We start from the raw sequence: 15518 nt of genomic DNA, 5'->3' as shown, positions 1-15518 counted from the left end.
ATGTGCCATCCTTTTTTATATATAGTAAGGTATTTTGTATTTCTTTGATAATGTATGTAGATGCCTAGCCTTCTCCATGTTGCCAAGCTGAATTTCATTATCTCTCCACTGCTTCAATTCGTAAAATACGGCTTTATATTTCTTATTCAACTTAACCCTCCTTAAAATAGTATATTATTATTCTATTCTTATTTAGGTTAAATATACATAAATTAATTACATAAATAATTTTCTATGTTAACAAAACCATTTTCACTATACATTACTGGCCTTGTTAACTTATTCTTCACAGCATAAATAAAATCATTTAAATTATTAATTTCCATTAAAAACTCTGTGGCAAAGCAACCTACTTTTTTAGTTATATGAGAATCGCTTCCTCCAAAGGTAGCAAGTCCCCTTTCTAAACATACCTTATATGCAAGGTAGTTTAAATCCTTTGGTGTACTTCCATTTAAACATTCAACTCCATGAAGATTTTCAGCTATTTTTATGTTATCTTCAAGTCCTCTATTATTTTTTCTATATGGATGTGCTGCTATTGCAACCCCTCCGCATTTATCAACCATATCAAGCAATTCATTAAGATGTATCTTCTCATCTGGAAGAGAATCAAGTCCAAAAACCAGAACATCACCTTCATATGTTAAAAATTCTGCACCAACTATTATAGGGAAATTTTTCTTATTAGATAATGCTAATGCTTCAGATTTAATTTCCATACTTTCATGATCAGTAATACAAATTCCATCAAGTCCTATATTAATTGCTGCATCTACTACTTCTTCAAGTGTCATTAAACTATCTCCTGAGTATTTACTCTCATGGATGTGTGTATCTATAATCATATTACTCTCCTTAAAGGCTTTTATATAAATTATATCCTCTCCACAGTTTTTTTCAATTTATTTTTTAAATCATATGTATACATTCTATAGATATTTTAAATAAACTCCTTTTCAAGCTTTTTAAAATATCCTTCCCAGGATCTACTTTTAACATTATTCTCTATACTGTCGAAGTCTATTTTTTCATCTATTGCTTCTTTCATAACTTGAGCTAAATCTTCAATGAACACATCTATATCTTCATCTAATGGAATATCTACATTTACCCTTGGCATAGGAAGGTATTTTATAGCCTTACTATTGTTTATTTCATCTGAAATCCATGGCTTTATACCTTTTATATCTGAAACAATAACGCTACATCTACAGGATAATGCCTCCATGATAACAAGTGGTAAACCCTCATAAAAAGAAGGTAATACAAAAACTTTACTTTTTCTTAGTATATTACCAGCCTCTTCTTGGGTTAAATGACCTGTAAAAACAATTCTATTATCCCCCATTGAGAGGTTTTTCATATAATTCTCCTCAAGACCACTGCCAATAATATACAGTTTATGCTTTCCTTTAATCATTTTAAAAGCCCTAATAAGACACTCTACACCTTTACTTTTTGCTATTTTACCAATAAAAACAAAGTCATTATTAATAAAATCATCTTTATCTTTATAAAAATACTGCTTATTAAAACCTACCCCAAAAACTTTAATTTTACTTCTATCTATATTAAATTTTGAACTTATTTCTTCCTTCTGATATTCATTTAATGCACATACTAAATCTATATTTTTAGCTGCTAAAATAACCTCATCTTTAAACCTCGGTGAAAGGTTTAACTGCCTTAATTCAGTTCCCTGTGAAAATACAATAAGCTTCGCCTTACCTTTAATTCTTGTTATAATTGATGTTGTTAACCATATATGGTGAGAAAGTATAATGTCTGGCCTAAACTCATCTACAGCCCTCAATATTGTTTTTTCAAATTCATCTATATATAAATTATACTTATCATTAGTTAACTGGCTGTATTTTGTACTAGGATATGGCATAATATCGCTCATACCTACTATATTAAAATCAAGACTTTCACTATTAAATTCTACCTTATATTCTACTATTTCTTCCTTAAACTTTACAACATCCATATTTTTAGTCGATGCTGAAACTACTGCCTGTGTATACCCTGCTTTTTCTCCCTCATTCACAAGTGCTCTTAGGAATATTCCACTTCCTGTTTTATCTGGGTACTGTGAAATTACATGTAAAATCTTTTTCAAATTCTCACCTCTAAATATATATTATGAATAAAAAAAGGAAAAAGCAAGAAAATACTGCTTTTTCCTAGTTAACTTTTTATATTTTAAATCTTCTTACCATACCCTCCATATTGTCAACCACTCCCTTTAAAGACTCAGCTGTTTTACTAAGTTCTGAAACAACATTAGCTTGTATAATTACATTTGCTGATACTTCTTGAATTGATGCTGCTGACTGCTGTGCTATAGTTGATATATCATCGATATTAACCATAACCTCTTCCTTATACTTACCTACACTATTGATTCCATTACTTAAGGTATTAAGTCTTGTAATTATTTCAGCTATAACAGTATTTATCGATTCAACGTCTTCCTTAGTATTTACAACTGCCCCCTTAACCTCTTCTTGTATTCTCTCTCCATAGCCAACACTTGTTTTAGCTCTATTTATTTCCTGTTGAATTTCTTCAACAAATTTACAAATTTCCTTAGTGGACATTTCTGTTTCCTCAGATAACTTTCTAACTTCGTCTGCTACAACAGCAAATCCTCTACCTGCATCTCCTGCTCTTGCCGCCTCAATTGCTGCATTTAAAGCAAGTAAGTTTGTTTGCTGAGCAATTGATTCAATTGTATTAACTATATTCTCAATAGATGTTGATCTTTGTGAAAGTTCACTTATATTATTTTTAATTTCTATAAATGAAACACTACTTTGATTAAACTTATCTATTAAATAGTTTAATGATTCAACACTTTTTTGATTAACATCTCTCATAGTATGTGATTGGTTTTTCATTTCATTAGTGTCTGTTATTGCACCGTCAATACTTTCAGAAAAGCTAATTAGTTTTTCATTTCCATCCTCTGCCCTTTTTGCCTGCTGAGTTGCCCCTGTTGCAAGTTCTTCAACATTTGATGATATAGCCTTTATTGCCTCACTAGCATCCTCTGCCTCGTTTAATAGCCCATCAGAATATGTTAAAACTGTAGTAGACCCACTTCTAAGCTGCTCTATGATTTTTCTAAATTCATTTCTTAAATTAAATACAGATCTACTAATTACACCTATTTCATCTTTACTCTCTTTCAATACGTCATACTTTCTATCTATTGTTAAATCAAGTCTTGCTGTTTTATCAAGTAAACTTGAAATTAATAAGATAGGCTTAGAAATTCTTGAAGAAACTATAAATGCAGCTATAATCGCAAAAATAATTAATATTATCGATATAAATATGATACTTCCTATAGTTTTATATAGACTTGAAAACATTTCGCTTTCTAAAATAAATAATGTATAATTCCATCCAGTTTCTTCTGATGTAAAGTTAATTGCTAAATAATCCTTATTATCAGCCTCATATCCTATGTATTTTTTACTCTTTATCTTATTAACATCTAAGCTAATATCCTTAACATTTTTAAAATTAAACTCTGGCTTTTTCGTATGGGATAATATTGTTCCGTCATTTTGACTTAAAACAATATATCCTGACTCACCAATTTTAATTTTAGATACAAGATTTGTTAATACATCAAGTCTAACATCCATAGCTTGAACTCCTGCTAATTGACCATCTGTAGATTTTATTCCCTTAACTACACTTACATTAATAGAGTTTGCTCCATCCCAAAGATAAGCATCTGTAATTAATGGCTTGTCTATAGCATTTTCACCTTTTTTATACCAAGGTCTTTTTCTAGGATCATAATTATTTGGAACACTTCCGCTTGCTGCTTGAACATATCCACCATCCTTAGTTCCTAAAAATACATCTGTAACATAAGGATGTGATTTCATATAATCTTGAAATTGTGTATAGATAATTCTTTCTACTCCCTGACTTGCATTTGGGGTCATTGGTACCTTTGAATTTGGTGAGGTTTTATCTAGGTACTTAGTAATTGTAAATTCACTAAGGCTTTGGGAAGTTTTGTTTGTAATCATATTACAATCGTTTATTAAAGATTCAAAAAAGATATTAATACTGCTATCAACACCCTTTATTTCCTCCATTTTCCCTTCTATAACTTGGTTTTTTATATTGCTTTTAACCTGAGTTATAGTAAGCATACCGAGAACTAAAACAGAAATTAAAGTAATCACTGATATCACTAAGACTAACCTACCCCTTATACCTTTAAGCTTTACAGTGGGCTGTTTTGTCATAATATCATCCCCCCTATAGTTTTTGGTGCTATACTAGATAAAAATACTAGTATAGTATATTTATGGTATAATATTTAATAATATTATCGATTTTTTAAATATTTACTTAATAAAAAAAAGTTGGTAAAAACCAACTTTTTAATTACATTTTAAATAAAGCTAAAATATCGTCTGCACTAACCTCATCTAAAGATTCTAAAGTATTAATATACTTTAGAACTTCATTGCTTATTTTTATTTTATCTGAGGTGTTCTTAACCATATCAATAAATTCAATTGCATCTTCAGTTTTAACTGTATTCCCAAATACAGATAAAATTGAAAACTCTAATAATCCGTAATAGATATTTTCATATTCAGTAAATGTTATATATCCATCAATATTTTTAATAATTAAATCACATATTTCTTCTATACATTCATTAACTCTTATAATATTATCCTCATATAAAAAGTCTATTATATCTATTTTATCAAAGCAGATTGCAATATGCTTCATAAGTTTATTTCTAATATGCTTTGACTCATGTACAAACTTCTCATCAAGCTTTTTGAATCCATAACATTTAATAAACATATCACGTATAAATTCTACAAAATTCTCAAAGTCCTCTACATTTGTTCTTGGCTCTATTACAAATAATATTCTAAAAAATAGATTCCACTGTAGCTCCTCATTAATAGAATCTAAAAGCTTCGTTCCAAATATTTTTGAAAACTCGTCCTTAAATACAGGTGTTCTTTCAAATACTATTTGACTATTAAAACTAATTTCATCTGTACCTATCTCATTAAGCCTTGTTAATATATTAATTAAAATAACATTATAATCATCTGCAATTCTAACAGTGTTTTTCATTACTATATATTTAATTATTATGTAACATGCCTTTCTAAAGTCAACTATAAAACCTAAGCTACTTTTCATTTTCTTAGAGAAAACATCATAAACAATCTTAGCTAAAAGCTCTTCTATTTGTTCTCGCCTTACATCAGCATCTGATGTATTAACTTTGTTTAAGTGGTTGTCTATAACAAGAAGCTGATTATCAATCATAGATAAACTATTTTTAATAGATCCCATAATTTCCTTAAAGAACTTATCATTAAGCATATAATTATAGTTTTTGTAAATAATTTTATGTTCTATATCTCCCCAGAACATATTTACTATAGATTTAATCTGCAGCTCAAAATTATATTCTTGATTATGAAGTAAAAACCTTCCATCTATCCTAAAAATTTTAAAGCCGTTTTTCTGAACCTCAGGCTGAGGACTTCTTAATTGTAACTTTATATTAGGATTTAAATTACTGAAGAAATAACCTTTAGAGTCATATATTTTAAAGGTTTTTTTAAGATATCTAAATATACTTTTTTCATCTTCAATAAATCTACATTCTATTCTAACTCCTACAAGATCAGATAAATTGCCTAATACCTCATCAGATGTATTGTATCTTTTATAATACTCGTTTCGAAGTATTTTTTCCTTAAGGCTGTCAACCGACTTAACCCTTGATACTATGTTGATATATCCACTTCCACTATCTTCTAAAAGATCTGCAAAGTAACTAGATATATCCTTTGACGCTTCTTCAAGATCATAAGTTATATTTTCTAAGTTATCAATAACCTCATCAACAAAATCAAAAATTTTAAGTCTCATTTTCCCCTCCATTGGCTTAAAACAGTATGTTTCACTATAAATTATACCATAAATCAATATATATATCATATAATTAGATAAATAATAAAATATATTGGAATTTTTTTAACATTTTAACATTTTTTATTGACATATTTTTTATTATTCTATATTATAATAATATTGAAAGGGAGTAGTTTAAATATAACATCAACAATCTCGATTTTATATCTGGTGTTATATGCCAAACTTGATGGTAACGAGACTTTTAATATAATTCTGATTTTCAGGGAATTATATTAAGGGTCTCTTTTATTTTTGTACGAAAGGAGATATGTATGAAAAAATATTTTTTAAAATCAAAAAGTGAGGTTCTAAGTGAATTTAATATTAATAGCGCTCTAGGACTATCATCTTCTCAAGTAGAAGAAAGTATTAAAAATAATGGACTAAATGAACTAGTAGAAACTAAGAAAGACAGCATAGTTAAGGTATTTTTTGACCAATTTAAAGACCTTTCAGTAATTATCCTTATTGTAGCTGCACTTATTTCTATGTTTATGAAAAACGTTGAAAGTACTATAGTTATATTTGCTGTATTAATTCTTAATGCAATTCTTGGTACTGTTCAACATGTTAAGGCTGAAAAGTCTCTTGATGCTCTTAAATCCCTATCCTCTCCTAAAGCTAAGGTACTTAGAAATGGTGAAAAAATTGAAATACCTTCTAAGGATGTTGTAGTTGGAGATGTTTTATTACTAGAGGCTGGTGATTTCGTAACTGCTGATGGTAGAATTATTGAAAATTATTCACTTAATGTTAATGAAAGTTCACTAACTGGTGAAGCTGAAAATGTTCTTAAAACAGATGAAATTATCACAAGTGATAACATTCCCCTTGGAGACCAAAAAAACATGGTATTTTCAGGAACTTTAGTTACTTATGGTCGTGCTACAGTGGTTGTAACCGCAACAGGTATGAGCACCGAAATAGGAAAGATTGCATCTTTACTTAATACAGCTAAAGAAAAGAAAACACCTCTTCAGGTAAGCCTAGATGACTTTGGTAAAAAACTTGCAATTGGTGTAATCCTTGTTTGTATTTTAGTATTCGGTTTATCTTGGTATAGAGGTACTCCTATAATCGATGCTCTTATGTTCGCTGTTGCATTAGCTGTTGCAGCTATACCAGAGGCATTAAGTTCTATTGTTACAATAGTTTTAGCTATAGGTACACAAAAGATGGCAAAACAAAATGCTATAATTAGAAACCTTAAAGCTGTAGAGGGTCTTGGCTCTGTATCTATAATTTGTTCAGATAAAACAGGAACTCTTACACAAAACAAAATGACCGTCAAAGGTGCATATGTTAACGAAACAATTATTAAGTCAGATGAATTTGATACAGATGATAAAACACTTAGATTCCTTATAAACTCTAGCGTTTTATGTAATGATTCTGATTCAAAGGATGGGGTTGAAATTGGAGACCCTACTGAGGTTGCTTTAGTTAACCTTGCAAAGGATAAGAACCTTGATCCTACAACTATACGTGAAACTTATTCTCGTTTATCAGAAATACCATTTGATTCTGATAGAAAGCTTATGAGTACTCTAAATGAAATAGACTCTAAATTCTATATGTTAACAAAGGGTGCAGTTGATGTTATGATGTCTAGAATATCAAGCATTAATATTAACGGTGAAATCCTAGATTTTAATGATGAATATAAGAAAAAAATAGAAGATGCTAATAAATACTTCTCTGAAAATGGACTTAGAGTTCTTGCATTTGGATATAAGGTGTTAGATTCAAATAAGACCCTTAATTTAGAAGACGAGAATAACTTTATTTTCCTAGGTCTAATTTCAATGATAGACCCACCAAGAGTAGAGTCTAAGCAAGCTGTTGAAGAAAGTAAAATGGCTGGAATTAAGCCTATTATGATTACAGGTGATCACAAGATTACTGCAACTGCAATTGCTAAGGAAATTGGTATATTTGAAGATGGAGATGAGGCAATTGATGGTGTTGAATTAGATAAAATGTCTGATGATGAACTTAAGAAAAGAATTAGACATATATCAGTTTATGCTAGAGTTTCTCCAGAACATAAAATTAGAATTGTTAAGGCCTTCCAAGAACTTGGTGAAATCGTAGCTATGACAGGTGATGGTGTTAATGATGCACCTGCCCTAAAGCAAGCGGATATTGGTATATCAATGGGTATCACTGGTACCGAGGTTGCTAAGGATGCTTCATCAATGATACTTACAGATGATAATTTTGCAACAATCATTAAAGCTGTTGCTAATGGTAGAAATATTTATACTAATATTCAAAATGCAATTAAATTCCTACTTTCAGGTAATACTGCTGGTATATTCGCTGTTCTTTATGCTTCAGTTGCAATGCTACCTGCTCCTTTTGCCCCAGTACACCTTCTGTTTATTAACCTTTTAACAGATAGTTTACCTGCTATTGCAATTGGACTTGAAAAACCTAAAAATGACCTTCTAAAGCAAAAGCCTAGAAAGTCAGATGAATCAATACTTACAAAACCTTTAATTAGAGAAATTATATTTGAAGGTTTTGTCATTGCTGCATGTACTATTGGTGCTTACTATTTAGCATTCTTTACATCTGATTATGCAACAACTGCTGATTCAACTGCTACAGCATCAACAATGGCATTTGCTACACTTTGTCTTGCTAGATTGTTCCATGGATTTAACTCTAGATGGAATAAGTCTTTATTTAAGATAGGTTTATTTACAAACAAATACACTTGGTATGCATTTATAACAGGTTCAGCATTACTTGCTATTGTATTAACTGTTCCAGCATTTATGGGTATATTTGAAACTGCTATGCTTACATCAATGCAGTTTGCATATGTTATCCTACTTGCATTTATACCAACTATTATTATTCAGCTATTTAAAGTTATTTTTAATGATAGAAAATAAAAAAAGGGCTACGTATGTGGCCCTTTTTATTTTATTTATAAATCTAAGACTTCATTAATACATCCTATTGATTCATTGTTAATATTAATATCTAAAATCTTACTAACTGTTCCTGCAATATCTACAAGCATTCCCTTCTTTATTACTTTTCCTTCCTTAATCCCACGGCCTGAAAAAATAATAGGACTTGTATACTTATCTATAAGTGGACTATATCCATGAACTCCAATGTATTTTTCCATGTCTTCCACTATTAGTCCCTCTAAATCATCAGTAAAATAATAGCCCTTACTAGCTTCAATCATAAATGTACAGCTAGTATTAGCACTTTCCTTATTAGGATTATCACCCTCAAATATGCTTTCTATTACTCCCTTTCCCTTGTATTCAGATAATATATTAAATACCTTTGACTTAACATTTTCATCCTCAACATATACATATCCACTTCCATCACAACTATAAAAATAACATTTAGACTGGGCTACACTATTTTGATACGTTTTAATAAGTCCTTTTTCTTTAAACATTACATTTGGTCTAACCTTATACCTAGCATCCATTTGACTATGATCTCCAAATGCAACTATAGTAGTGTTCTCGTATATTGAGGCTTCCTTTAAAGCATTAACTATACTTTCTATTCTCAAATCAAATCTATTTATAGCTTCACGGACCTCCTTCGATTTTATTCCATGTATATGTTTTTGTGTATCAAGATCAATTAAATGTATCATAAATAAATTAGGCTTTTTAGTCTTTATTGTGTATGCAGCACTTTCACATACAAAGTCGTCAAGATATGGCTGCTCTATACCTTTTCTTAGCTTATTAAACCTAAAATAAAGATCAAGTGAGTAAAGCTTTGAACTATTCTTTAAAAGTTTTAATGCAGTATTTTCTCCCTTTTTGGTTGACCAAATTTCTGTTAAATTATAATCGATATTAGCACCTGCTGATACTGGCCATAAAATAGATGCTGTTTTAAGTCCTTTTCTCTTTGCTGCATCATAAATTGTATCCGCTTCTATGTAATTTCTATACCAAAGCCAGTCTTTATTTACTGATGTCTTATCTAGTACTGTATTATTTACAACCCCATGCTGACTTGGATATAAGCCTGTAACCACACTTGCATGTGCAGGATATGTTAAAGATGGATAGATACTTTCACCTTCTAAAACATATGATCCCTTTAATAATAAACTTCTAAAATTCGGCAGGGTCTTTGCATATTCAAAATCATCACTTGAAAAACCATCGAGTGATATTAATATTAAATGTCTATCTTCCATGTTTCACCTCAAAATTATATACGGAAAGCTTCCAAAATTAATCTGGAAGCTTATTTGTGTAACTTTTATAAATTCTATATAAATTATATGCATCACTAAGTGCATTGTGTTTTTGACCATCAAATTCTAGACCTAACTCAATTAATGCCTTTGATAGTGATACTACCTGATTGCTTTTTAAGTAATAAGAACTAAATTCTTTCTGAAAATCTATAAAGCTCTTTCTAATTCTAAAAGCTAGATCATTGTGATTGCCCTTAAGTGTTGTATTTGCCTTAATAGCTTTAATATCTTCTCTACCCCAGCTTAAAAATAGTGCCTTACCATCTCCTACCCATTTGTCCATTTCTCTCATTGCAATTTTATAACTAATTCCATTATCAATGTCCTCTTGAGTAAGACCTGTTATTTTAGTACACCTATCACTAACTATACTTTGAACCTTTGGTTTAATAACTCTATAAAACTTACTAATACTTCCATCCACCTTATTATACTTAACTGCACCAATAGATACAATCTCCCAGTAACCCAAAGTATTATCAATTTTATCAATACAATTCATTTCAACATCAAAAAAAATAATCTTATTACAATTTGAATACATTGAATCATCTGATCTTCTGACTCTGCGAATTTTCCTAGGAAGTTTAAAGCCCTTAAGCTTTGTTCCCTTCTTATTTAAAGTCTGTGTATATAATTTTTTAAATACATCACGACTTTTACCATCATATCTAATTGTCCATTTTTTATGTTTACTAAGGATTTTTCTTAAAGTAGAAATATTATATATAGAAGTTTCTTCTCCATTAAAGCCTATTTCAATGAAAGAGGGAATACATTTTTTATCAAAACTAATAATGTCTATTTTTTTGATTTTAGTATCCTCTTCTACCCCTTCAAGTAGACTAAAAAGCTCCTTGTAAACTGTATATTTAGCAACTGATGCAGGAAATATCTTTTCCTTAATTATGTTTCTTTTCGCAACTAAATGTCCTTTATTGTTTACCACAAGAATTCTAATGCTTAGTTCCTTTTTAAGGGCTCTATAAAGATCACTATAGTAACAAATTAGTTTTTCCTCTTTCATGCCTTCACCTTTATACTGCAAAATTAACCTAAAAATAAGTATACCATATATGATAGGTAATACAAATATTTATTCTAGTTCAAAAACTCTCTAGCTTCCTTTGATAGAATATAGATAGAAAAGGTTGCACCATGGGTTAATGTTATGCTATCAGCCTTCATTTGCAGTACACCTTGATTTTTTAACATATTTCCAATAGAGTCTTGCTTATCTTTATTCTTTACTGTTACATATTCTTTATTCATAATATATCCTACGTCTACTGTAGGTGACATTAGAAGTTTTCCTTCTTCATTATAAATTTTAAAACCAGTATTGCCATTCTCATACTTAAAAAATTCAATTTTTGCTTTTTCTTCATTAATTACTATATTCATTTAAATCACCTCTTATATATTATATAACATAAATTATTTTTAACCACAAAAAATTAATCCCCCAAAAATCTGGGGGATTAATTTCTATAAATCGTCTACAATTGCTCCTGCCTTAGCATAAGCAGTAACCTTAGCTTCAAAGAAATCAGTCTTAACTGAGTTAGCATTAGCATATATATCAACCCAGCTAGCAGGATTTTCTTCATATCCATCAAAAATCTTACCAAATCCAAGTGCCATACTTCTAACATTTCCAAGATACTTAATGTAATTTTCAATAAGGGTTTTGTTAATTCCTTGTATAGTATTACCTATTACATAATTACCCCACTGAATTTCATTTTCTACACCATCTTTAATCATGTTCTTAAGTTCAGCCACAAATTCATCAGTAAATATGTCTGGTTCTTCTATTAATAATTCCTTAATAATGTTTCTAAATAACCAAAGATGAGTATTTTCATCTCTATTAATATATCTTATTTCCTGGGCAGATCCTGGCATTTTACCATTTCTCTCAAGATTATAAAAGAACATAAATCCTGAATAGAAGTAGATTCCTTCCAAAACATAGTTAGCCATTAATGTTTTTATGAAGTTATGCTTATTAGGATTACTTTGAAATTCATTATAAAGATCACCAATAAATTTATTTCTCTCTAAAAGTATCTCATCATCCTTCCACTGATACAAAATTTCATTTCTCTTATCAGGTGAGCATATAGTATCGAGCATATAACTATAACTTTGTGAATGCACAGCTTCCTGGAAGGCTTGTATAGTTAGGCAAAGATTAACCTCAGATGCCGTAATGTAATTATTAATATTACCGAGATTCGCTGTTTGAATCGAATCTAAGAATATTAAAAATGAAAGTATCTTATCATAGGCTGTTCTTTCTTCTTCTGTTAAAGCGCTATAATCCTTTAAGTCCTGAGACATATTAATTTCTTCTGGAATCCAAAAGTTATTCATAGCATTTCTATACCAATCTGAAACCCAAGTATACTTCATATTATTAAAATCATTAAGGTTAGTTGTATTTCCATTTATCATTCTTCTTTGACTAAGTTCTATATCACCATGTTCATTAAATAAGGGTCTTCTTAATATATCCATAAATCCTCCTATGAGCTACAGCTCTCACATTCTTCCACTTCTAAAGATTTTGATCTTACATAATAAATGCTCTTAACTCCACTCTTTGATGCTTCAACATATAAGTTCATTATTTGTCTCATTGTAAATTCCGTAGTTATATATAAGTTAAATGATTGTCCCTGGTCAATATGTCTTTGCCTAATTGAATTTGCCTTAATGCTTACTAATTGATCAACATTATATGCTGAAACATAGAACCAGAAATTTTCCATAGAAAGTTCTGGAGCTGTTTTAGGTACTATACTTCCCTTTTTCTCCTCAAGCCAGAATCTTGACATTACAGGATCAATTCCCTCAGATGTACCTGCAATTGTAGCTGTTGAGCCATTTGGTGCAATTGCTAAAAGGTACCCATTTCTAATACCAAACTCTTTTACTTCTCTTTGTAGACTCTCCCATCTATCTGAATTATATCCACGAAGTGAGAAATAATTTCCGTTGTCAAAGTCTGAACCCTCAAACCCTTGATATTTACCTTTTTCTTTAGCTATATTCAATGATGCTTTAATTGCAAAATAGTTTATATCTTCATACACTCTATCAGCAAAATCAAAATGTGCCTGTGACATCCATCCTATTTTATTCTTTGCTAGCATATGGTGGTATCCACTTGTACCAAGTCCTACCCCTCTATACTTTTCATTTGTAACCTTAGCAAAAGGTACAGCATAATAATTAAGGTCAATAACATTGTCCATCGCTCTTATTTGAGTTTCTACTACAAATTCAAGTTCTTTCTTGTTATTAACATCTATATTTCCTAAAACAAGAGATGAAAGATTACAAACAACAAAATCACCTGACTTTGTTCTTTCAACAATAATCTTATTTCCATTTTCATCTATTATTTCTGATTGTTCTATACTCATAGGGCTCATATTCTGAACTATTTCACTACATAGGTTTGATGAATATATCATACCTAAATGCTTATTAGGATTCATAATATTTGCTGCATCTCTAAAGAAGGCAAATGGAGTTCCTGTTTCAGATGTACTTTTAATAATAAGTCTAACTACATCCTTTATTAACATTGTCCTCTTACTTATTCTCTCATCATTTACACACTCTAGATACTTTTCTTCCCACTCACTTCCATAGAAGTCTTCCAGTGAGTATCCCATAATTTTTCTAATCTCATGCGGACACATCATATACCAATTGCCATTAATATTCTCATCTGCCATCTTCCAGAATAAATCTGGGTAACAAATACCTGGGAACACATCATGTGCTTTCTTTCTATCATCACCGTTATTAGTTTTAAGTCCTAAAAACTCTGGAATATCTTTATGCCATATATCAAGCCATATAGCAACAGAACCATTTCTAACACCTAATTGGTCTACTGCTACTGCTGTATCATTATACAGCTTAATCCAAGGAATAACTCCACCTGATGCTCCTTTAAACCCTCTTATTGATGATCCTAGAGCTCTAACCTTACCAAAGTATATTCCCATTCCGCCACCAAACTTTGATACATTAGCAAAGTTATCAAGTGACTTATAAATACCCTTTAAGCTATCATCTACAGTATCAATAAAGCATGAGCTTAACTGATAAAACGGTTTTCTTGCATTGCTCATAGTAGGCGTTGCCATAGTTGCTTTTAGTGTACTTAAAACAGAGTAAATCCTCTTTGCCCAGTAAAGCCTATTTTCTCTTTTTTCAGGGATTGCTAAGTGCATAGCTATTCCCATAAACATTTGTTGAGGTAGTTCTAAAACCTCTCTATTATAATCTTGAATTAAATATCTTTTGGCAAGAAGACTTATTCCACTATAAGTAAATAAGAAATCTCTCTCAGGTATTATTTCCTTTTCAAGTTCATCAATTTCCTGCTTAGTATAATTTTCAAGTATATACTCACCATAAAGTCCCTTATCTGTTAACTCGCGAATAAACTCATATAGACCTTCATAAGGATTGTCTACATTTGTTCCCCTTGCACTTGTAACATCCTTATATAGCTTGTAAACATATAACTTAGCAGCCGCAAATTGCCACTTAGGCTCTGTTTGTGAAGTTAACTCTAGAAGAGTTTGTATTATAGCGTTTGTTAACTCATCCTTAGTCATATTATCTCTTAATATATTTTTTATAGATGAGTTTAACTTATCTATATTATAAATATCATCTTCCCTCTCAATAGCACTAAGTGCTACCCTACATAGGTTATCTATCATACTCTACCACCTAACTACAATATCTTGTATGTATTTGTGTATATTTTTAATTCAATATACTATATATCGCATTTATTATTATAATCACTTAGCCCTAATTTGTAAAACTAATTATTATTTAAAATGTACTAATAAATAATATTTACTATTGATTACTACTTTTATTTGCCTTTTTCTTATTTTCTTATATTATTTTAAAAAACTTTTAAGTATAAGATTTTATTTTAAATTCATAATAATAAATATAAAACGTCTTAAGGAGTGATTTATTTGACTAGTAATCATGAACTTAAAGTAGTTGGAGAAAATTGTACCTACTACTCATCTAATTCCATAATTTCTGCAGTAAACATTAAAAACCCTACTAGCTGTGCTTCCTGTTCTAATTGGAGTGGAGCAAAATGCATGATTGGTGTTTTTGACACAATAAAGAACCTTGTTGAAAATGAAGGACTTCTTTAACTACATCGTAAAAGGATAGTGCATAGCAACTATCCTTTTATATTTTT

General features: G+C 30.1%; 12 protein-coding genes. 2 read left to right on the top strand and 10 right to left on the bottom strand.

All coding sequences use genetic code 11. The features are described from left to right. Positions 1 to 15 precede the first annotated feature (15 nt). From RR539_RS06005 to RR539_RS05985, 5 genes are all read right to left on the bottom strand, one after another. A complete protein-coding gene (locus RR539_RS06005) occupies positions 16 to 150 on the bottom strand; it encodes a hypothetical protein (RefSeq protein WP_332473451.1) in 135 nt (44 codons plus the stop codon). A gap of 62 nt (positions 151 to 212) precedes the next feature. After that, positions 213 to 848, bottom strand: a complete 636-nt coding sequence (locus RR539_RS06000; protein WP_332473450.1) for a PHP domain-containing protein — start codon at positions 846 to 848, stop codon at positions 213 to 215. 95 nt (positions 849 to 943) lie between these two features. Beyond that, a complete protein-coding gene (locus tag RR539_RS05995) occupies positions 944 to 2125 on the bottom strand; it encodes a glycosyltransferase family 4 protein (protein ID WP_332473449.1) in 1182 nt (393 codons plus the stop codon). Between the two features lie 76 nt (positions 2126 to 2201). Further along, positions 2202 to 4280 carry a methyl-accepting chemotaxis protein gene (locus RR539_RS05990; RefSeq protein ID WP_332473448.1) on the bottom strand — a complete coding sequence of 693 codons (2079 nt, stop codon included), beginning with the start codon at positions 4278 to 4280 and terminating at the stop codon, positions 2202 to 2204. A 142-nt stretch (positions 4281 to 4422) separates the two neighbouring features. Continuing rightward, the gene (locus tag RR539_RS05985; protein ID WP_332473447.1) at positions 4423 to 5949 is read right to left on the bottom strand and encodes a GTP pyrophosphokinase; all 1527 of its coding nucleotides are present in this window, start codon (positions 5947 to 5949) and stop codon (positions 4423 to 4425) included. A gap of 317 nt (positions 5950 to 6266) precedes the next feature. On the opposite strand from RR539_RS05985, the gene RR539_RS05980 reads away from it, so the two are divergent. After that, entirely contained in the window at positions 6267 to 8897 is a 2631-nt protein-coding gene (locus RR539_RS05980) for a cation-translocating P-type ATPase (RefSeq protein WP_332473446.1), read from the top strand. Between the two features lie 35 nt (positions 8898 to 8932). Here RR539_RS05980 and RR539_RS05975 read toward each other — a convergent pair whose 3' ends face one another. The 5 genes from RR539_RS05975 to RR539_RS05955 form a co-directional block, all read right to left on the bottom strand. Then, positions 8933 to 10192 (bottom strand): alkaline phosphatase family protein, encoded by a 1260-nt coding sequence (locus RR539_RS05975; protein WP_332473445.1) that lies wholly within the window; start codon positions 10190 to 10192, stop codon positions 8933 to 8935. Between the two features lie 37 nt (positions 10193 to 10229). Next, a complete protein-coding gene (locus RR539_RS05970; RefSeq protein WP_332483375.1) occupies positions 10230 to 11282 on the bottom strand; it encodes a 3'-5' exonuclease in 1053 nt (350 codons plus the stop codon). Between the two features lie 74 nt (positions 11283 to 11356). Further along, entirely contained in the window at positions 11357 to 11659 is a 303-nt protein-coding gene (locus tag RR539_RS05965) for a hypothetical protein (RefSeq protein WP_332473443.1), read from the bottom strand. A gap of 84 nt (positions 11660 to 11743) precedes the next feature. Beyond that, entirely contained in the window at positions 11744 to 12778 is a 1035-nt protein-coding gene (locus RR539_RS05960) for a ribonucleotide-diphosphate reductase subunit beta (RefSeq protein ID WP_332473442.1), read from the bottom strand. An 8-nt stretch (positions 12779 to 12786) separates the two neighbouring features. Further along, positions 12787 to 15009 carry a ribonucleoside-diphosphate reductase subunit alpha gene (locus RR539_RS05955; protein ID WP_332473441.1) on the bottom strand — a complete coding sequence of 741 codons (2223 nt, stop codon included), beginning with the start codon at positions 15007 to 15009 and terminating at the stop codon, positions 12787 to 12789. A gap of 270 nt (positions 15010 to 15279) precedes the next feature. Between RR539_RS05955 and RR539_RS05950 the strand changes: the two genes are divergently transcribed. Then, positions 15280 to 15471 carry a hypothetical protein gene (locus RR539_RS05950; RefSeq protein WP_332473440.1) on the top strand — a complete coding sequence of 64 codons (192 nt, stop codon included), beginning with the start codon at positions 15280 to 15282 and terminating at the stop codon, positions 15469 to 15471. Positions 15472 to 15518 lie beyond the last annotated feature (47 nt).

The sequence above is a fragment of the Clostridium sp. genome (genome assembly GCF_036639235.1).
Taxonomy (GTDB): Bacteria; Bacillota; Clostridia; order Clostridiales; family Caloramatoraceae; genus Clostridium_AB.
This window is presented reverse-complemented; position numbering and strand designations above follow the sequence as displayed.

What these genes read in the sequence shown, in the direction of transcription:
- RR539_RS05975 (WP_332473445.1), bottom strand. Translation starts at nt 10,192, where the DNA reads ATGGAAGATAGACATTTAATATTAATATCACTCGATGGTTTTTCAAGT.
- RR539_RS06000 (WP_332473450.1), bottom strand. Translation starts at nt 848, where the DNA reads ATGATTATAGATACACACATCCATGAGAGTAAATACTCAGGAGATAGT.
- RR539_RS05980 (WP_332473446.1), top strand. Translation starts at nt 6,267, where the DNA reads ATGAAAAAATATTTTTTAAAATCAAAAAGTGAGGTTCTAAGTGAATTT.
- RR539_RS05990 (WP_332473448.1), bottom strand. Translation starts at nt 4,280, where the DNA reads ATGACAAAACAGCCCACTGTAAAGCTTAAAGGTATAAGGGGTAGGTTA.
- RR539_RS05955 (WP_332473441.1), bottom strand. Translation starts at nt 15,009, where the DNA reads ATGATAGATAACCTATGTAGGGTAGCACTTAGTGCTATTGAGAGGGAA.
- RR539_RS05965 (WP_332473443.1), bottom strand. Translation starts at nt 11,659, where the DNA reads ATGAATATAGTAATTAATGAAGAAAAAGCAAAAATTGAATTTTTTAAG.
- RR539_RS05985 (WP_332473447.1), bottom strand. Translation starts at nt 5,949, where the DNA reads ATGAGACTTAAAATTTTTGATTTTGTTGATGAGGTTATTGATAACTTA.
- RR539_RS05960 (WP_332473442.1), bottom strand. Translation starts at nt 12,778, where the DNA reads ATGGATATATTAAGAAGACCCTTATTTAATGAACATGGTGATATAGAA.
- RR539_RS05970 (WP_332483375.1), bottom strand. Translation starts at nt 11,282, where the DNA reads ATGAAAGAGGAAAAACTAATTTGTTACTATAGTGATCTTTATAGAGCC.